Here is an 18,424-nt window from a genome sequence, read left to right as displayed (position 1 = left end):
GACCGCTGAGGAGCGCGCGATGAGTGCCGACACGACCACCCCTGCCAAGGTGCCGCCGCCGCGGCAGGCGCCCCCACCGCGCGCCTTGGGCGCACCTCGCAGAAAGCGGACGTCGAGAGGTACCGGGGTCCCCTGGCTGCTGCTCGCCCCCTGTCTGCTCATTCTCGCCCTGGTCATGGGCTATCCGCTGGTCCGCCTGGTCACGCTGTCCTTCCAGACCTTCGGACAGTCCCAGCTGTGGGGCTTCAAGCCCGCCGAGTGGATCGGCTTCGACAACTTCTCCGGGATCCTCGGCGACGGCGAGTTCTGGGGCGTCGTCGTCCGCACGATCGTCTTCGCGGCCGGCTCGGTCGTCCTCACGATGGTCGCCGGCATGGCCCTCGCCCTGCTCCAGCAGCGGGTCTCCGGCTGGCTGAAGACGCTCATCAACATTGTCCTGGTGGCCAGTTGGGGCATGCCGGTCATCGTCGCGACCACCGTCTTCAAGTGGCTCTTCGACACGGACTACGGCGTCTTCAACGCCCTGCTCAGCAAGCTCCCCGGCGTCGACATGGTCGGCCACAACTGGTTCGCCAGCGGACCGCAGGGCCTCCTCGTCATCATGCTGCTGGTGGTCTGGGGCGCGGTGCCCTTCGTGGTGATCACCCTCAGCGCCGGACTCACCCAGGTCCCCCAGGAACTGGAGGAGGCCGCCCGCCTCGACGGCGCCGGTGCCTGGGGCGTCTTCCGGTACGTCACCCTGCCCATCCTCAAGCCGATCATCGTGATGCTCACGACCCTCTCGGTGATCTGGGACATGGGCGTCTTCCCCCAGGTGTTCGTGATGCGCGGCGGCCATCCCGAGGCCGACTTCCAACTCCTGAGCACCTACTCGTACGACCGTGCCTTCGTCGTCAACGACTACGGACAGGGTTCTGCGATAGCCCTGGTCACGGTGGTGCTGCTGCTCGGTGTCGTCGCCGTCTACATGCGTCAGATGCTTCAGATCGGAGAGGTCGAATGAGCGCGCTCACGACCGACGCGCCCCGCAGGCCGACCGGCGGGCGCAAGAAGTCCAAGCTCGGCTGGAACCTCGTCGGCCTCCTCGTCTTCCTCGTCGTCGGCTTTCCGCTCTACTGGATGGTCGACACGGCGTTCAAACCGGCCAAGGACGCCATCGACCCGGACCCGAGCCTGCTGCCCACCGGCATCACGCTCGACAACTTCCGCCGCGCGCTGGACATCGCCGACTTCTGGGGCCCGGTCGGCCGCAGCCTCATCGTGTCCCTGTCGGTCGTCGTGATCGGCATCATCGTCGGCCTGCTGGCCGCGCTCGCCATCTCCCGCTTCGCCTTCCGCGGCCGCAAGATCGTGATCGTCGGCATCCTCGCGGTCCAGATGGTTCCGCTGGTCTCGATGATCATCCCGGTCTTCCTGCTGCTGAACGACCTCGACCAGTACGACAAGCTCTCCGGCCTGATCATCACGTACCTGACCTTCATCCTCCCGTTCACGGTGTGGACCCTGCGCGGCTTCATCGTCAACATCCCGAAGGAGTTGGAGGAGGCGGCCATGGTCGACGGCTGCTCCCGCACCGGCGCCTTCATCCGCGTGGTCTTTCCCCTCCTGGCCCCCGGCATGGTCGCCACCTCGGTCTACGGCTTCATCCAGGCCTGGAACGAGTACCTCTACGCCCTGATGCTGCTCAGCCAGGAGCACCAGACGGCGACTGTCTGGCTCGGCAACTTCACCACCAAGCACGGCACCGAATACGCCCCGATGATGGCCGGCGCCACGATGATGGCCGTGCCGATCGTCGTCCTCTTCCTCCTCGTCCAGCGCAAGATGGCCGCGGGCCTGACCGCCGGCGCTGTGAAGGGATAACGCCAACCGATGACGACATTCGCCAGCGGTACAACTGCGTCCAATCCTGAAAAGGATGGCCTGACGCGCGACGCCCTCACCGTCCTGCAACCCGGATTCCCCGGCACCACCGCCCCCGACTGGCTGCTCCGGCGCCTCGGCGAAGGCCTGGCCTCGGTGGGCCTGTTCGGCCGCAACATCGCGTCACCCGAGCAACTCTCCTCTCTGACCGCCCAGTTGAGGGCCGAACGGGACGACGTGCTGGTCGCGATCGACGAGGAGGGCGGAGACGTCACGCGCCTGGAGGTGCGCACGGGCTCCTCCTTCCCCGGCAACCACGCGCTCGGCGCGGTGGACGACGTGGACCTGACGAGGGAGGTGGCGTACGAGCTGGGCCGCAGGCTCGCCGCATGCGGCGTGAACCTCAACTGGGCGCCGTCCGCCGACGTGAACTCCAACCCCTCCAACCCGGTCATCGGGGTCCGCTCCTTCGGCGCCGACCCCGAACTGGTCGCCCGCCACACCGCCGCCTACGTCACCGGCCTCCAGGCCGCGGGCGTCGCCGCCTGCACGAAGCACTTCCCGGGCCACGGCGACACCGCGGTCGACTCCCACCACGCGCTGCCACGCATCGACGCGGAGTCCTCCGTCCTGGAGCGACGCGAACTCCTCCCGTTCCGCGCGGCCATCGCCGCCGGCACCCGCGCGGTGATGAGCGCCCACATCCTGGTCCCCACCCTGGACCCGGACCACCCGGCCACTCTCTCCCCGCACATCCTGACCGACCTCCTGCGCGGCCGACTCGGCTACGACGGCCTCATCGTCACCGACGCCATCGAAATGCAGGCCATCGCCGCCACCTACGGCATCGAACGCGGCAGCGTCATCGCCATCGCCGCCGGCGCCGACGCGCTCTGCGTGGGCGGCGGCCTCGCGGACGACGAGACGGTACGACGCCTGCGGGACGCCCTGGTGAGCGCGGTCCGCGCGGGCGAACTCCCGGAGGAACGCCTGGCCGAAGCGGCGGAACGGGTACGGGGGTTGGCCCGCTGGGCGGCCTCGGCATCAGCTGCCGCCGAGGGCTCCGCAGCGGCAGCGGAGGGTTCCGCTCCAGTCACGGCCACCGCGTCCCCGTCGGACGTGACGCGCGTCGATATCGGTCTCGTCGCCGCCCGCCGCGCCCTCACGGTCACCGGCATGAAAGTCGGCACCAGCACTGACGCCGACACCTTCACCCCCCTCACCGAACCCCCCTACGTCGCTCTCCTCACCCCCGTCGCCAACATCGCCGTCGGTGACGAGACGCCCTGGGGCGTGGCCGCGGAACTCGCCCGGCTGCTGCCCGGCACGGAGTCGAGCAGCTTCACCGGCGAGGACGCGGACGCGGCCGACGCGATCCTGACGGCGGCCGGGACGCGACGCATCGTCGCCGTGGTCCGGGACGAACACCGTCACCCCTGGATGGCGTCCGCCCTCGACACCCTGCTGGCGGCCCGCCCCGACACCGTCGTGGTCGAGATGGGCATACCGCAGGCCGCCCCCCGAGGCGCCCTCCACATCGCCACCCACGGCGCGGCCCGAGTCTGTGGTCAGGCGGCGGCGGAGGTCATCGCCGGGGCGTGACCGCGAGCCGGGGGAGCGACCCCGACCCGGGGGAACACCTCCGAATACACCGGTGCCGGGCCCTCCACGAGGGAGCCCGGCACCGGCACGACGTGTGCGTTCGCGCGTGCGGAAGAAGAACCCGCGCCTCAAGCCCCGCGCCTCAAATCCCCTGCCAGTCGGGCTTGTTGACGAACGTGTGCCGGAAATAGTCCGCGAGCTTCAGCTTGGACGCGGCGCCCTCGTCCACCACGACCGTCGCATGCCGGTGCAACTGCAGTGCCGACGCCGGGCACACCGCGGCGACCGGCCCCTCCACGGTCGCGGCGACCGCGTCCGCCTTGCCCTCACCGGTCGCCAGCAGCACCAGGTGCCGCGCTTCCAGGATGGTCCCGATGCCCTGCGTGATGACGTGGTGCGGGACCTGACCTATGTCGCCGTCGAAGAAGCGCGCGTTGTCCACCCGCGTCTGCTCGGTCAGCGTCTTGATCCGGGTCCGCGAGGCCAGCGACGAGCACGGCTCGTTGAACCCGATGTGCCCGTCGGTCCCGATGCCCAGTATCTGCAGGTCCACCCCGCCGGACTCGCCCAGCGCCCTGTCGTACGCCTCGCAGGCCCCCTGTACGTCCTCGGCCGCACCGTCCGGCCCGAGGAACGAGTCCATCCCGACCCCGAGCGGCTCCAGCACCTCACGGCGCAGCACCGAGCGGTACGACTCCGGGTGCTCGGCGGGCAGCCCCACGTACTCGTCGAGCTGGGCGATCCGCGCCCGCGAAGTGTCCACGGCGCCGGCGCGGACCTTGGCCGCCAGCGCTTCGTAGATGGGCAGTGGCGTCGAGCCGGTGGCTACGCCCAGCAGGGCGTCCGGCTTGCGCCGGAGCAGCTGTGCCATGGCCTCGGCGATGAGCTCGCCGCCCGACTCGGCGTCCGGAACGATGACAACTTCCACGCTGGGCCTGCCGTTCTGAAGTGAGCCATGTGGTTTAGACCAATCGAGGGTCAATCTAACAGAATCGGGTCCGACCGCCCAGGTGATCCCTGTCCCACCACCCCGCGCGGGCGGTCTCCTGGAAGAGGGGGTGAAATGGACCCGACGGACCGTCGTCGCCCTTCCCCGCGCACCTCCGGAGGACCCGCATGACCGCCACGGCACCGATCCCCGAGAACGACGTACCGGGCCGGATCATGGCCCGCGAAACAGCCGAGCAGCCGGCCGTCCTGCGCCGCATCCTGGAGGAGGGGGCTCCGCGCATCCGGCAGGTGGCCCAGGAGGTGGCCGCCCGCGAGCCCCGCTTCGTGCTGCTCACCGCCCGCGGCACCTCCGACAACGCCGCCCTGTACGCCAAGTACCTCCTGGAGATCCGCCTCGGCCTGCCTTGCGGACTCACCTCGATGTCGACCACCACGGCCTACGGCGCCCGCCCCGATCTGACCGATGTCCTCGTCGTCACCGTCAGTCAGTCCGGCGGTTCCCCGGACCTGGTGGCCTCGACCCGCGCCGCCCGCGAGGCCGGCGCGATCACCGTCGCCGTGACCAACAACCCGAACTCACCGCTGGCCGCCGTCTCCGAGTACCACATCGACATCATGGCCGGACCGGAGAAGGCCCTCCCCGCTACCAAGACGTATACGGCCTCCCTGCTCGCGCTCTATCTCTTCGTCGAGGGACTTCGCGGCGGCGACGGCGCCGCGGCCAAGGCGCTGCCCGACCTCGCGGAGCAACTGCTCGCCCGGCAGGACGAGGTCCGCACCCTCGCCTCCCGCTACCGCTTCGCCGAGCGCATGGTCATCACCTCCCGTGGTTACGGCTATCCCACCGCCAGGGAAGCCGCCCTCAAGCTGATGGAGACCAGCTACATCCCCGCCCTCGCCTACTCCGGTGCCGATCTGCTGCACGGCCCCCTCGCCATGGTCGACAACGTCTCCCCGGTCATCGCGGTCGTGACGGACGGCAAGGGCGGCGCCGCCCTCCAGCCCGTGCTCGACCGGCTGCGCGGCCGGGGCGCCGACCTGGTCGTCATCGGCCCGGCCGGCCAGGTCGAACAGGCCTCGGCCGGCTTCGTCCTGCCCGTCGAGGGCGTCCCCGAGGAACTCCAGCCGATCCTGGAGATCCTCCCGCTCCAGCTCCTCGCCTACGAGGTCACCATCGCCCGGGGCCAGGACCCGGACGCGCCCCGCGCCCTGGCCAAGGTGACGGAGACCCGCTGACCCCACGCTCCTATGTGAGGGAACCTCCCGTCGCGTCCACCCAACTCCCCGTGATCCACCGCCCGCCGTCGGACGCCAGGAACGCCACCACATCCGCCACGTCGGCCGTCTCTCCCACCCGCCCCAGGGCGGAGAAGGCCGCCGCCCGGGCCCAGCCGTCCTCGCTCCCGTGCAGGAACTCGGCGGTGTTGTCCGTGTCTATGAGGCCCGGCGCCACCGAGTTCACCGTGATGCCCCGGGGGCCGAGCACCTTGGACAGGTCCCGGGAGAAGACGTCCAGGGCGCTCTTCGTCATGGAGTACGCGATGTTGTGCGGCATCGCCGCGCTCCGGGCGAGCCCCGAGGAGATGTTGATGATCCGGCCGCCGTCGCGCAGCCGGCCCAGCCCGTGCCGGACGAGGAAGAACGGCGCCTTCACGTTCACCGCGAAGACACGGTCGTACTCGTCCTCCCCTATCTCCCCGATCGGTGACGACGACCCGATCCCCGCGTTGTTCACCAGGATGTCCAGCCCGTCCGCGTGCCGGTCGAACTCCGCCCAGAGCCGCTCGGCATCACCCGGCACACCCAGTTCCCCGCCGAGCGCGAACGCCGAGCCGCCCGCGCCCTCGATCGCGGCGACCACCTCCTTCGCCGCCGCCTCGCTCCTGCCGTAGTGCACCGCGACCCGCGCCCCGTCCCGCCCCAGCCGCTCCGCGATGCCCCGTCCGATTCCCCTGCCCGCACCCGTGACGAGTGCCGTCCTGCCCGCGAGCACACCCATGTCCACGCCCCCTCCGCGTCTCTTCAGCGATTTCCCTAACGGTCGCTACAGAAAAGACCGTACATGAGCGCACCGACATTTCTCTAGCAGTCGCTATACAATTCACTCCATGGTGGGCAGCGACGGGGCAAAACAGCAGGTCAAGGCAGGGAAGTCGCGCGGGCGACCGCGCTCCTTCGACCGTACGACCGCGTTGGAGCGGGCGGTCCTCGCCTTCTGGGAGCACGGCTACGAGGCCACCTCCGTCTCGGACCTGACCCGCGCCATGGGCATCGGCGCCCCCAGCCTCTACGCCGCCTTCGGCGACAAGCGGGCCCTGTTCGCCGAGGTCGTCGAGGAGTACGGCACGCGCTACGGCTCCTTCGCAGACCGGGCGCTCGCCGAGGAGTCCACCGCCCGGGCCGCCGTGGCGCGGATCCTGCGCGAGGCCGCCGCCGAGTACACGGCCCCCGGCCGGCCGCACGGCTGTCTCGTCATCCACGCGGCCACCAACTGCACGACCCCCGAGGTCGAGGAGTCCCTGCGGGCGCGGCGCAACGCCAACCTCGCCGCCTTCGAGCGCCGTATCGCCGCGGACATCGCCGCGGGGGAGCTGCCGGCGGACCTCGACGCCGCCGCGCTGGCCCGGCATGCGGGGGCGGTCGTCCAGGGAATGTCCCAGCAGGCGCGGGACGGGGCGAGCCGCGCGGAGCTGGAGGCGCTCGCGGAAATTGCCATGACCATCTGGCCCCGCACATGACTCAACACGGTTAGGCTTCGCGGTGGATGCTGGGACGTCCGAGTAGTTGCGGACGGGTGCGGGAAAGCGTCGCCATCAAACATCCTTCAACGCATGGACACGGATTAGTGGTCTAGTCCACAATGTGTTAAAGGCGCAAGCCTCCGTCTTCCCCGCACAGGAAGACGGACCGAGGAACCGGAGCTCTCTGCCCTGACTGCCCCGGGTCCTCATCCATCGGCCGATCGGGACCGCACACCCCGTGGCCGTTGCTGCTCCGGGCTGCGGTGCCGAGAGGGCTGAGGGTCCCTCTCAGGCGCCGCGGCCCGCGGGTGTTTTTAGGACAGGTACAGACCGGCGGGTACGCTCGCAGACGTGCCCTCCATGAACGAACTCGTACGCCAGCACACCGCACTCGACGATTCCGACCTCGAGTGGCTCCACCTGCTGGTCTCGGAGTGGCAGCTGCTCTCCGACCTCTCCTTCGCCGACCTGGTCCTGTGGGTCCCCACGCGCGACGGCACCCGCTATGTCTCCGTCGCCCAGATGCGCCCGAACACCGGCCCCACCTCGTACCAGGACGACATGGTCGGCCACCTCGTCCCGCGCGGCCGCCGCCCCATGCTGGACGCCGCCCTCGATGAGGGCCGGATCGTACGCGAGGGCGACCCCGAGTGGCGCGAAGAGGTCCCCGTCCGCGTCGAGTCGATTCCGGTACGACGGGACGGGCGCGTCCTGGGAGTCATCGCGCGCAACACCAATCTGCTCACCGTGCGCACCCCGAGCCGCCTCGAACTCACCTATCTGCAGAGCGCGTCGGACCTCGCGCAGATGATCGCGGCCGGTTCCTTCCCGTTCCCGAACCAGCTGGTCGACATGGACGCCTCGCCGCGCGTCGGCGACGGACTGATCCGGCTCGACGGCGACGGCATCGTGCAGTACGCCTCGCCCAACGCCCTGTCGGCGTACCACCGCATGGGCCTCGCCACCGACCTCGTCGGCCAGCACCTGGGCGTGACCACCGCCGAACTCGCCCCGACCCGGGGACCGGTGGACGAGGCGCTCGCCAAGGTCGCCAGCGGGTGGGCGCCGCGCGAGTTCGAGATCGAGGCGCGCGACGGGGTCATCCAGTTCCGGGCGATCCCGCTCAAGCCCAAGGGCACCCGCATCGGTTCACTGGTGCTGCTCCGGGACGTCACCGAACTGCGGCGCCGCGAGCGGGAGTTGATCACCAAGGACGCGACCATCCGGGAGATCCACCACCGGGTGAAGAACAACCTCCAGACGGTCGCCGCCCTGCTCCGTCTGCAGGCCCGCCGGATCGAGTCGGAGCGCGGCCGGGAGGCGCTGGAGGAGGCCGTACGACGGGTCGGCTCGATCGCGATCGTGCACGAGACGCTGTCCCAGAACCTGGACGAGCGCGTGGAGTTCGACGAGATCGCCGACCGGGTGCTCGCGATGGTGGCCGAGATCTCCCCGGGCAAGGTCACCGGCCGGCGCAGCGGCCGCTTCGGAATACTGGACGCCGAGGTCGCGACCCCGCTCTCCATGGTCCTCACCGAGATCCTGCAGAACGCTCTGGAGCACGGCTTCCGCGAGGGCGAGACCGGCACGGTCGAGGTGTCGGCCGTGCGCGGCGGCAGCTCCAAGGAGGCCCGCCTCCTGGTCACCGTGCAGGACGACGGCGTAGGACTCCCCGAGGGATTCGACCCGCACCGCTCGGGCAACCTGGGCCTGCAGATCGTACGGACCCTGGTGGAGGGCGAGTTGGGCGGCACGTTCGACATGGTGCCGGGGCCGGAGCGGGGGACCCGGGTGATTCTGGATGTGCCGGTGCAGGCACACAAGTGACGTACGCGCAGACGACCTCCACATGCACGGGTCCGAACAGCCGTACGCACGCGTGCACTTGAACAGCAAAGAGCCCCGGATCACTGGGTGATCCGGGGCCAGTCGCTCGTTGCTATGCGCATCGGGGGTACTGCGCGCTGCGGCTCGGGGGCGGGAGATGCGTACTCGCTGTACGCGCCGCCAAGCTCAGGCTGTTAGCAGGGTGGACGTCAGGCGGAGGCCTGACGGGCCCGGTTGCGAGCGGCGCGGCGCTTCATGGCGCGGCGCTCGTCCTCGCTGAGACCACCCCAGACGCCGGAGTCCTGGCCGGACTCGAGCGCCCACTGCAGACACTGATCCATAACGGGGCAGCGACGGCAGACGGCCTTGGCTTCCTCGATCTGCAGCAGCGCAGGACCGGTGTTGCCGATGGGGAAGAAGAGCTCGGGGTCTTCCTCGCGGCAAACGGCGTTGTGACGCCAGTCCATGGCTGCTACCTCTCCTTGGTATTACGTGCGGGTTGCTTGTGAATGTGAACGCTTTCACGAATCCCTCAACAAGTGAAGGGCCGAACGCCAGGTTCACTGGCGGGGTCCTGTGGATTGAAGAGGGGTTCCGGTGATCCGTGGAGGCCGGTGTTGCGGGCCGTCTCGATCGCCACGTAGAGACTCGCAAACCTCAGCGGCGGATACAACCCCTTCTGGAAAGTTTTTTTTGATTCCTCGGTGTCGACTAGGTCACAGCCGTACTTCCATGGGGTGGATCCTGGTCTAAACGTTCGAGTGAAAGGACTTCAGCCCTTTCTGCTCACACAATCACACGCAGTGCACGGCGTACGCCTGTGAACGTCACGCTCGTACGCAGTCCGAGGTGGTCGCCGTCCATCTGGAGGGGCAACGGGGCCTTCGAATGCAAGGTGAACTCGCTCAGGTCGTGCAGAGCCGCAGCGTGCTTGCCATGGGGGCCGCGCTCGGGGGACGAAGTGAGCAACTGGGTGCCATATCGGGCAACCGCGGCGCTGGACAGACGGCTGAGACCGAGTACGTCGAGGCCTTTATCGAACGACGCCTTAGGTGACGTGTACATCGGGCGATTGCCGAGATACGTCCAGGGCGAGGTGTTCGAGACTATGGCCACCACCAGATCGGTGACCGGGTCCTCCCCGGGCTGCTCCAGAGTGATCGTCCCGTGCCGGCGGTGCTGCTCGCCGAGGAACTGCCGGACCACCTGGCGCACGTACAGCGCGTGCGTGGACTTCTTGCCCTGTTCCCGCTGCTGCTCGACCCGCCCGACCACCCCGGCGTCGAACCCGAGCCCGGCGTTGAAGGTGAACCAGCGCGACGGCACCGCCTCGTCCTCGGTGCCGGGCGTGCCGGAGGTCAGCCCGAGCCCGACCGTGCGCTCGCTGCCCTCGCGCAGGGCGTCGAGGATCGCGCCGGTGGCCTCCACGGCGTCGTTGGGCAGGCCCAGGGCGCGCGCGAAGACGTTGGTGGAGCCGCCGGGGACCACCGCGAGGCCGGGCAGGCGCTCCGGGTCGGGGCCGGTGTGCAGCAGGCCGTTGACGACCTCGTTGACGGTGCCGTCGCCGCCGAGGGCCACCACCAGGTCGACGTTCCCGCTCTCCGCGGCCTGCCGGGCGAGGTCGCGCGCGTGGCCTCTGTACTCCGTGGTGACGGCCTCCAGCTTCATTTCGCTGGCGAGCGCGTGGAGCAGGACGTCGCGCGTACGTGCGCTTGTGGTGGTTGCCGCCGGATTGACCACGAGAAGTGCACGCATGAGTTGCAGCGTACCTACTGGGGGGTACCCGTCCCATACCGAGGTAGGGGTTCGGTAAGAGGAGAGGGCGTGAGCCTGGACACCCGGGGCCGTTTTACGAGGGCTACCCTTCTGGGGTGAGCGCTGAGCAGACCCCCGCCCCGGAGACGGAGACCGACGGCCCCGACGGACCCCGTCCGCGCCGTCTGACCTACGCGGCGGTCCTCGTCGCACTGGAGGGTCTCGCGCTGGCCGTCGGCGGTGTCTGGATGCTCGTCCTGGGACTCACCGGTGACCCGGACGACCGGCAGCAGGCCGTGACCGGAGGCGTGACCCTCGTGGTGCTCGCGCTGCTGCCGCTGCTCGCCGCACGCGGACTGCTCGGCCGGCGCGGCTGGAGCCGGGGCCCCGCCGTCATCACGCAGATCATCGCGCTGCCCGTGGCCTACAACCTGCTCCAGGCCGACAGCGTGGCCATCCCGGCCGGAATCGCGCTCGCGGTGGTCGCGATCGCCTCACTGGTGCTGCTGGTCAACCCGGCGACGACACAGGCCCTCGGAATCCGAGGGCCCGGCCGCCGTACCGAAGAGCCGAAGGGCTGACCTCCGGCCCGGTGTCCTACTCCTCGACGAGGAGCTTCTCCCGCAGCTGGGCCAGTGTCCGGGCCAGCAGTCGGGACACATGCATCTGGGAGATGCCGACCTCCTGCGCGATCTGCGACTGCGTCATGTTGCCGAAGAAGCGCAGCAGCAGGATCCGCTTCTCCCGGGGCGGCAGGTCCTCCAGGAGCGGCTTGAGCGACTCCCGGTACTCGACGCCCTCCAGGGCCTCGTCGTACGCGCCCAGGGTGTCCGCGACCGCCGGGGACTCGTCGTCCGTGTCCGGGACGTCCAGGGACAGCGTGGAGTACGCGTTGGCGGACTCCAGGCCCTCCAGGACCTCCTCCTCCGAGATGCCCAGCTTCTCGGCCAGCTCGTGGACCGTGGGGGAGCGGCCGTGCCGCTGCGAGAGCTCAGCCGTCGCCGTGGTCAGCGACAGCCGCAGCTCCTGGAGCCTGCGTGGGACGCGCACCGCCCAGCCCTTGTCACGGAAGTGCCGCTTGATCTCGCCGACGACCGTGGGGGTCGCGTACGTCGAGAACTCGACACCGCGCTCCGGGTCGAAGCGGTCGACCGACTTGATCAGGCCGATGGTGGCGACCTGGGTCAGGTCGTCCAGCGGCTCGCCGCGGTTGCGGAAGCGGCGCGCGAGATGCTCGACGAGCGGCAGGTGCATACGGACCAGCCGGTTGCGCAGCTCCGCGTACTCGACGCTGCCGTCCTTGAGCGTGCGCAGCTCGATGAAGAGCGCGCGCGCTCCGCTGCGGTCGTGGGGGTCGTGCCTGGTGCTCTGCACCCTCTGCACGCTTTGCGCGCCCGCCACGTCGTCCCGCTCGTGCTCGCTCATCGCCTGGTCCGTCGCCCTTCCCCGAGCTTTCGCCTCCTCCCCCACGCTCGACTGAGTCGGAGCGGGGGAACCCCCGGCAACGGGGGAGACCCCACCAATACGCACGGCACCGTCCTGCTCACGTTGACCGTCGTCCGTCACACCGGCCTCCGAGGGTTCGTCCTCCGGATGCGGCCGGGCCTGCTCGGGGATTCCGCCGCAGGGCACCAGGGGGCCGGCGTCCGCCGTACGGCGTGCTCCGTCCGTGCCGCCCTCGGCCGGCAGCTCCCGTGTGCCGCGCTCTTCGTCCCGCACCGGCCCGTCCCCGTTCCTCACGCCGGCCCGGGTCCCGCGCCGCGCTGTTTGTAGAGGCTGATCGAAACGGTCTTGTCCTCGTCGACTGCCGATGAGACCTTGCCCGCGAGGGCCGACAGCACGGTCCAGGCGAAGGTGTCGCGCGAGGGCGCGTGACCGTCCGTCGTCGGGGCGGAGACGGTGACTTCGAGCGAGTCGTCCACGAGCCGGAAGACACAGCTGAGCACTGAGCCGGGCACGGCCTGCTGGAGCAGGATCGCGCAGGCCTCGTCCACCGCGATGCGGAGGTCCTCGATCTCGTCGAGGGTGAAGTCCAAACGGGCTGCGAGGCCGGCCGTGGCCGTACGCAGCACCGACAGGTAGGCACCCGCAGCCGGCAGCCGGACTTCCACGAAGTCCTGGGTCGCGGGCTCGCCTGCGATCTGGGACACCCTCACCTCCAAGGTGGTACATGCTCTTTCGGGGGCCCAGGGGTCGCCCCCCGGGGTAACGCGATACTTGGTTCAGCGGTGACGCTACCGCGCTCTGAACTTTCCTGTCCCCGGGACCCCAACCCCATGCTGTCACTCATAGTAAACCTACGGATACGCTCCGTGGCTAGGGGTCCTGCGGGCCCAATTGGGAAGAGCGCGCGCCGGGTTGACGTACCCAGACGTCAGACGGTCGAACCGTCGAAACCGGCGGTCGGATTACGGGGTCACAGGAGTACGTGGTCGACGAAGCACCAGCGCCAGCTCTCACCGGGTTCGTAGGTCCGCATCACCGGATGCCCGGATTCCTTGTGATGTGCTGTCGCGTGGCGCAGGGGCGAGGAGTCGCAGCAGGCGACATGGCCGCAGTAGAGGCAGAGTCGCAGCTGTACGGGGTGGGTGCCGGCCGCCAGACACTCGAGGCAGGTCTCGCTCTGGGGCTTCGGTTCCGGGAGCGGCAGCGCGTCGGCGTGCGTGCACGGTTTCATGATTGCCAGATTACGACGGCTGTGCGGTTGGCCGCGCGGAAAAACGAGGGCGGGCGAGGACGATGGACGTGATGCCACTGCTGTTGCTGGTGGCGGGAAGTGCCGTGGTGGCCGCCGGGGCCCGGCGCACCCCGGTGCCGGCGCCACTGCTGCTGGTCGCGGTCGGGCTGGCCGTCTCGTACGTCCCGGGGGTCCCGGACTACACCCTGGACCCGGACGTCGTACTGCCGCTGCTGCTGCCCCCGCTGCTCTACACGTCGGCCACCGACAGCTCGTACCTCGACCTGCGGGCCCAAGTGCGGCCCGTGGCGCTGTTGTCGGTGGGGTACGTGCTCTTCGCCACGTTCGTCGTCGGCTGGGCCGCGTACGTGATCGTGCCGGGGCTGCCGCTGACCGCGGCGCTGGTGCTCGGCGCGGTGGTGGCGCCGCCGGACGCGGTCGCCGCGACGGCGGTGGCCCGCCGGGTGGGACTGCCCTCGCGGATCACGACGATCCTCCAGGGCGAGTCCCTGCTGAACGACGCCACCGCGATCACCGCCTACAAGGTGGCCCTCGCGGCGGCGGTCGGCGAGGGCGCCACCTGGGCGGGCGGTATCGGGGAGTTCCTGCTCGCGGCCGTCGGCGGTGTCGGTGTCGGGCTCCTGATGATGGTGCCGATCCACTGGCTGCGCACCCACCTCAAGGAGGCGCTGCTGCAGAACACGCTCTCCTTGTTGATCCCGTTCGTGGCCTACGCGGTCGCCGAGCAGGTGCACGCCTCCGGAGTGCTCGCCGTCGTGGTCGTGGCGCTCTATCTGGGTCACCGCGCGTGGGAGGTCGATTTCGCGACCCGCCTCCAGGAGGAGGCGGTGTGGAAGATGGTCGCCTTCGTCCTGGAGTCGGCGGTGTTCGCCCTGATCGGGCTGCAACTGCCGGTGGTGCTCAAGGGACTTGGCGAGTACCGGGGCCTGGACGCCGCCCTGTACGCGATCGCCCTCTTCCTGGTCGTCGTCGCGACCCGGTTCGTGTGGGTGTATCCGGCGGCCTTCCTGCCCCGCGTGTTCTCGGCGCGGATCAGGGAACGCGAGGACAATCCCACCTGGAAGGGGGCGATGACCACCGCGTGGGCCGGGATGCGGGGCGTGGTCTCGCTGGCCATCGCCTTCTCGATCCCGCTCACGGTGCACGGCGGCGACCCCTTCCCGCAGCGCAACATCATCCTGTTCCTGACCTTCACGACGGTCATCGGGACCCTGGTGGTGCAGGGACTGAGCCTGCCCCCGATCATCCGGCTGCTGAAATTCCCCGGGCGCGACCCCCAGGCCGAGACGCTCGCCGAGGCCAACGCCCAGGCGCAGGCCTCCCGGGTGGCCGAGAAACGCCTGAACGCCCTTCTGGAGGACGAGCGCAACGCCCTGCCGCCTCCGCTGGCCGACCGGCTCCGCGAGGTCCTGGAGCGCCGCCGCAACGCCGTCTGGGAGCGCCTGGGCGCCACCAACCCCGTGACCGGCGAGACCGTCGACGACACCTACCGCCGCCTGTCCCGCGAGATGATCAGCGCCGAACGCTCGATGTTCGTGCGGCTGCGCGACGGCCGCTACATCGACGACGAGATGCTGCGCACCCTGCTCCGCCGCCTCGACCTGGAGGAGGCGGCGGCTTATCGGGAGGCCGCCTAGAAGATCACTGGAAGGGTCGCCCGGTGATGACGGCGGCGACTGTGCTCCCGCGCGGGAAGGCGCCCTCGTCCGCCAGGACAACAAGTCCGTACAGCAACTTGGCGACATAGAGACGCTCGACGGGCAGCCCGTGCCGGTCCTCGAAGTCCTCGGCGAAGGCGTCGAGTTCGGCCGACACGCGCGCGTAGCCCCCGAAATGGAAGCGTTCGTCGAGCGACCAGTCGCCCCGCCGGGCACCGAAGGCCCGCTCCTGAAGGGCCGCGACATCGGTGCTCAGGAAGCCGCCCCTGAGGACCGGTATCCCCAGGGCGCGCTGGTCGGGGGCGAGTCCGGCGGCCAGCCCGGCCAGCGTGCCGCCGGTCCCGCAGGCGAGGGCGACGACATCGACGTCGGCACGCGCGCGCAGTTCCTCACCCAGGGCCCGGCAGCCGCGCACGGCAAGGGAGTTGCTGCCGCCCTCGGGGACGACGTACGCGTCCTCCGCGTCCACCTCGCGCAGGATGCCGGCCAGCACTTCGGGCTCGCTCTTGCGCCGGTACGTCGACCTGTCGACGAAGTGGAGACGCATCCCGTCGGCCGCGCACCGGGCCAGGGACGGGTTGAGCGGGCGGTCCGCCAGCTCCTGGCCGCGGACCACGCCGACCGTGCCCAGGCCCAGGAGACGCCCCGCGGCGGCGGTGGCGCGCAGGTGGTTGGAGTAGGCGCCGCCGAACGTGACGACCGTACGGCCGGCCGCCGCCGCGAGGTTGGACGCGAGTTTGCGCCACTTGTTGCCGATCAGGTCCGGGTGGATCAGGTCGTCCCGCTTGAGCAGCAGCCGGACGCCGTGCCGGCCGAAGCGCCCGTCCGTGATCTCCTCCACCGGCGACGGCAGCCGGGGCCGTAGGGCGGCGAGGTCGGGGCTGGTCACGGCACCATTGTCACCCGGGCCGCCCCCGTCATCCGTGTCCTCCGGGAGTCACTTCAGGCGCTCGCCGACCCGCTCGCGCAGCCAGTCCATCGTGAACCCGCGCGGGTCCACCTTTCCGGGCTGCCACTCCAGGTGCCCGATCACCGACCGCTCCGACCAGCCGTGGTGGCGGCAGACCGCCGCGGCGACCTTCTCGATCGCCTCCAACTGGGCCTCGGGCCACGGGTCCTCGCCGTCGCCGAGGTTCTCGCACTCGAAGCCGTAGAAGTGCCGGTTGCCGTCGGTGTTGGCCTCGTTGTCGTGCGGCAGTCGCTTCTCGGCGATCACCGCGCGCAGCACGTCGTCGTCGCCCAGGCCCGCGTGGTTGGCGCGGCCGTAGCCGACCAGGTGGACGGTGCCGTCCTTGGTGATGACGCCGTGGCACAGCGGGCCGGGCAGGTCCCGGCGGCCCTCGCGGCAGAGGTCCACCGTGTGCGCGCTGCCCTTGGCGACCGTGTGGTGGATCATCACGCCGTGGACGGGTCCCCACGGGCCCTTGTGGTTGCGGTTGTGATGCTCCCAGTCGCCGACCTCGACGACCGTGACGCCCTCCGCCTTCAGACCGGCCAGGAAACCGCCCGCGGACATGGGTGAGGCCATGAACGCCTCCTTCGTGCTGTGCGACGGCCGACGTGCACGGCCGCCTGTTATCGCTGCTTGTACCGAAAAACTCCAGTACGGACGACTTGTTCGTACGGCGTGCGAGCCGATCCGGACAACGGCGGCCCCGGCCGCAACTCGAACAACATTCGACGTAAACAGCCCCTGTGCCCAGCACGTGAAGATCCATTCCCGCCCTTTCGGGTAATACCACCGGCACGCTGAGTGAGGAAGGCTGGAGCGCGAGAACGATGCCGGGCGCACAGGCCCGGCATGAATGGGGAGGGCATTTCTCTATGTCGGTAGGCGAAGAGGTCCGCGCGGAGCAGAACAAGCCGCAGCAGAGTCTTGGTACAGCGGCTGCGCGGAACCTGGCCACCACCACGAAGTCCGCGCCGCAGATGCAGGAGATCAGCTCGCGCTGGCTGCTGCGCACACTGCCGTGGGTGAACGTGCAGGGTGGCACATACCGGGTGAACCGACGGCTGAGTTACTCCGTGGGCGACGGCCGGGTGACATTCGTGAAGACCGGCGACCGCGTCGAGGTCATCCCCGCGGAGCTCGGCGAACTGCCCGCGCTGCGGGACTACGAGGACGAGGAGGTCCTCTCGGAGCTGGCCGTCCGCTGCCGGCAGCGCGAGTTCGCCCCGGGGGAGGCGATCGCGTCGTTCGGCGGCCAGGCCGACGAGGTGTACCTGCTGGCGCACGGCAGGGTGGAGAAGATCGGCACGGGCCCGTACGGCGACGACACGGTCCTCGGGGTCCTCGCCGACGGCGCCTACTTCGGCGACCAGGCCCTGCTCGACCCGGATGCCATCTGGGAGTACACGGCCCGCGCGGACACCGCCTGCACGGTTCTCGTGCTGGCCCGCGGGGACGTCGAGCAGGTCGCGGAGCGCTCCGACACCCTGCGCGACCACCTCACACAACTGCGCGCGATCCCCGAGCAGCGCACCAACAAGTACGGCGAGAAGGCCATCGACCTCGCCGCCGGCCACTCCGGCGAGCCGGACATCCCGCACACCTTCGTCGACTACGACGCCCGGCCGCGCGAGTACGAACTGAGCGTCGCCCAGACCGTCCTGCGCATCCACTCGCGCGTGGCCGATCTCTACAACCAGCCGATGAACCAGACGGAGCAGCAACTCCGGCTCACCGTCGAGGCGTTGAAGGAGCGCCAGGAGCACGAGCTGATCAACAACCGCGAGTTCGGCCTGCTCAACAACTGCGAGTACGACCAGCGGCTCCAGCCCCACGACGGCGTCCCCAGCCCGGACGACCTGGACGAGCTGCTCAGCAGGCGGCGCGGCACCAGGATGCTGCTCGCCCATCCGCGCGCCATCTCGGCGTTCGGCCGCGAACTCAACAAGCGCGGACTGGTCCCGGAGTCCATCGAGGTCGGCGGCAACCGCATCCCGACCTGGCGCGGGGTGCCGATCTACCCATGCAACAAGATCCCGGTCAGCGACCGGCGGACCACCTCGATCATCGCCATGCGTACCGGCGAGGCCGACCAGGGTGTCATCGGCCTCCAGCAGGCCGGCATCCCGGACGAGATCGAGCCGAGCCTGTCGGTGCGCTTCATGGGCATCAACGAACAGGCGATCATCAAGTACCTCGTGACGGCCTACTACTCGGCGGCGGTCCTGGTGCCGGACGCCCTCGGCGTCCTGGAGAACGTCGAGATCGGCCGCTGGAGGTGACGTTTCAGCAGCTGGACGCGGTGTCCCCGCCCGTCAGGGCGGGTACATCCCGGTCACATGTGCTCAGCCGCACTGGAAACGCCACCGTCCGCGGACTC

Annotated in this window: 18 protein-coding genes; 9 read left to right on the top strand and 9 right to left on the bottom strand. The window is 69.9% G+C overall.

Going from position 1 to position 18,424, the window contains the following annotated elements; all coding sequences use genetic code 11:
• Nucleotides 1-19 precede the first annotated feature (19 nt).
• Genes OH768_RS17955 through OH768_RS17945 form a run of 3 tightly spaced genes read left to right on the top strand, consistent with a single transcriptional unit; the run spans nucleotide 20 to nucleotide 3,465 of the window.
• Nucleotides 20-1,003, top strand: a complete 984-nt coding sequence (locus tag OH768_RS17955) for a carbohydrate ABC transporter permease (protein ID WP_406454802.1) — start codon at nucleotides 20-22, stop codon at nucleotides 1,001-1,003.
• On the top strand, nucleotides 1,000-1,863 hold the full coding sequence (locus OH768_RS17950; protein ID WP_359602442.1) for a carbohydrate ABC transporter permease: 864 nt from the start codon (nucleotides 1,000-1,002) through the stop codon (nucleotides 1,861-1,863). The genes OH768_RS17955 and OH768_RS17950 overlap by 4 nt, the downstream gene beginning before the upstream one ends.
• A 9-nt stretch (nucleotides 1,864-1,872) precedes the next feature.
• Entirely contained in the window at nucleotides 1,873-3,465 is a 1,593-nt protein-coding gene (locus tag OH768_RS17945) for a glycoside hydrolase family 3 protein (protein ID WP_406454799.1), read from the top strand.
• A 142-nt stretch (nucleotides 3,466-3,607) separates the two neighbouring features.
• Here the strand turns inward: OH768_RS17945 and nagB are convergent, their stop codons facing one another.
• Complete coding sequence (gene nagB, locus OH768_RS17940) at nucleotides 3,608-4,393, bottom strand: glucosamine-6-phosphate deaminase (RefSeq protein ID WP_406454797.1); 786 nt, start codon at nucleotides 4,391-4,393, stop codon at nucleotides 3,608-3,610.
• A gap of 188 nt (nucleotides 4,394-4,581) precedes the next feature.
• Between nagB and OH768_RS17935 the strand changes: the two genes are divergently transcribed.
• Nucleotides 4,582-5,652, top strand: a complete 1,071-nt coding sequence (locus OH768_RS17935) for an SIS domain-containing protein (RefSeq protein WP_406454795.1) — start codon at nucleotides 4,582-4,584, stop codon at nucleotides 5,650-5,652.
• A 10-nt stretch (nucleotides 5,653-5,662) separates the two neighbouring features.
• Here OH768_RS17935 and OH768_RS17930 read toward each other — a convergent pair whose 3' ends face one another.
• Nucleotides 5,663-6,415 carry an SDR family oxidoreductase gene (locus tag OH768_RS17930; protein ID WP_406454793.1) on the bottom strand — a complete coding sequence of 251 codons (753 nt, stop codon included), beginning with the start codon at nucleotides 6,413-6,415 and terminating at the stop codon, nucleotides 5,663-5,665.
• 109 nt (nucleotides 6,416-6,524) lie between these two features.
• On the opposite strand from OH768_RS17930, the gene OH768_RS17925 reads away from it, so the two are divergent.
• A complete protein-coding gene (locus OH768_RS17925; protein ID WP_406454791.1) occupies nucleotides 6,525-7,154 on the top strand; it encodes a TetR/AcrR family transcriptional regulator in 630 nt (209 codons plus the stop codon).
• Nucleotides 7,155-7,517: 363 nt separating this feature from the next.
• Nucleotides 7,518-8,984 carry a sensor histidine kinase gene (locus OH768_RS17920; RefSeq protein WP_406465320.1) on the top strand — a complete coding sequence of 489 codons (1,467 nt, stop codon included), beginning with the start codon at nucleotides 7,518-7,520 and terminating at the stop codon, nucleotides 8,982-8,984.
• A gap of 209 nt (nucleotides 8,985-9,193) precedes the next feature.
• Here the strand turns inward: OH768_RS17920 and OH768_RS17915 are convergent, their stop codons facing one another.
• Together OH768_RS17915 and OH768_RS17910 are read right to left on the bottom strand one after the other, a co-directional pair.
• Nucleotides 9,194-9,451, bottom strand: coding sequence for a WhiB family transcriptional regulator (locus OH768_RS17915; RefSeq protein ID WP_006142322.1), 258 nt, complete (start codon nucleotides 9,449-9,451; stop codon nucleotides 9,194-9,196).
• Between the two features lie 319 nt (nucleotides 9,452-9,770).
• Nucleotides 9,771-10,739: a diacylglycerol/lipid kinase family protein gene (locus tag OH768_RS17910; protein WP_406454789.1), complete on the bottom strand. Its 969-nt coding sequence runs from the start codon at nucleotides 10,737-10,739 to the stop codon at nucleotides 9,771-9,773.
• A gap of 116 nt (nucleotides 10,740-10,855) precedes the next feature.
• Here OH768_RS17910 and OH768_RS17905 point away from each other — a divergent pair, with 116 nt between their 5' ends.
• On the top strand, nucleotides 10,856-11,320 hold the full coding sequence (locus OH768_RS17905; protein WP_406454787.1) for a hypothetical protein: 465 nt from the start codon (nucleotides 10,856-10,858) through the stop codon (nucleotides 11,318-11,320).
• 16 nt (nucleotides 11,321-11,336) lie between these two features.
• On the opposite strand, the gene OH768_RS17900 is transcribed toward OH768_RS17905, so the two are convergent.
• The 3 genes from OH768_RS17900 to OH768_RS17890 all read right to left on the bottom strand — a co-directional run bounded on the left by OH768_RS17900 (nucleotide 11,337) and on the right by OH768_RS17890 (nucleotide 13,416).
• Nucleotides 11,337-12,458 carry an RNA polymerase sigma factor SigF gene (locus tag OH768_RS17900; protein ID WP_406454785.1) on the bottom strand — a complete coding sequence of 374 codons (1,122 nt, stop codon included), beginning with the start codon at nucleotides 12,456-12,458 and terminating at the stop codon, nucleotides 11,337-11,339.
• A 17-nt stretch (nucleotides 12,459-12,475) separates the two neighbouring features.
• Nucleotides 12,476-12,889, bottom strand: a complete 414-nt coding sequence (locus OH768_RS17895) for an anti-sigma regulatory factor (RefSeq protein ID WP_004925829.1) — start codon at nucleotides 12,887-12,889, stop codon at nucleotides 12,476-12,478.
• A gap of 266 nt (nucleotides 12,890-13,155) precedes the next feature.
• The gene (locus OH768_RS17890) at nucleotides 13,156-13,416 is read right to left on the bottom strand and encodes a UBP-type zinc finger domain-containing protein (protein ID WP_406454783.1); all 261 of its coding nucleotides are present in this window, start codon (nucleotides 13,414-13,416) and stop codon (nucleotides 13,156-13,158) included.
• A 62-nt stretch (nucleotides 13,417-13,478) separates the two neighbouring features.
• Here OH768_RS17890 and OH768_RS17885 point away from each other — a divergent pair, with 62 nt between their 5' ends.
• On the top strand, nucleotides 13,479-15,074 hold the full coding sequence (locus OH768_RS17885) for a Na+/H+ antiporter (RefSeq protein ID WP_406454781.1): 1,596 nt from the start codon (nucleotides 13,479-13,481) through the stop codon (nucleotides 15,072-15,074).
• A 4-nt stretch (nucleotides 15,075-15,078) separates the two neighbouring features.
• Here OH768_RS17885 and OH768_RS17880 read toward each other — a convergent pair whose 3' ends face one another.
• Both OH768_RS17880 and OH768_RS17875 read right to left on the bottom strand, forming a co-directional pair.
• Nucleotides 15,079-15,984, bottom strand: a complete 906-nt coding sequence (locus tag OH768_RS17880; RefSeq protein WP_406454779.1) for a 1-aminocyclopropane-1-carboxylate deaminase/D-cysteine desulfhydrase — start codon at nucleotides 15,982-15,984, stop codon at nucleotides 15,079-15,081.
• A 48-nt stretch (nucleotides 15,985-16,032) separates the two neighbouring features.
• Nucleotides 16,033-16,623: an N-acetylmuramoyl-L-alanine amidase gene (locus OH768_RS17875; RefSeq protein WP_406454777.1), complete on the bottom strand. Its 591-nt coding sequence runs from the start codon at nucleotides 16,621-16,623 to the stop codon at nucleotides 16,033-16,035.
• A gap of 296 nt (nucleotides 16,624-16,919) precedes the next feature.
• On the opposite strand from OH768_RS17875, the gene OH768_RS17870 reads away from it, so the two are divergent.
• Nucleotides 16,920-18,326, top strand: a complete 1,407-nt coding sequence (locus tag OH768_RS17870; protein WP_406454775.1) for a family 2B encapsulin nanocompartment shell protein — start codon at nucleotides 16,920-16,922, stop codon at nucleotides 18,324-18,326.
• Nucleotides 18,327-18,424 lie beyond the last annotated feature (98 nt).

This window comes from Streptomyces sp. NBC_01622 (assembly GCF_045209635.1).
Classification (GTDB): Bacteria; Actinomycetota; Actinomycetes; order Streptomycetales; family Streptomycetaceae; genus Streptomyces.
Note: the sequence above shows the minus strand (reverse complement) of the source record. Positions and strands in the feature narration are given on the sequence as shown.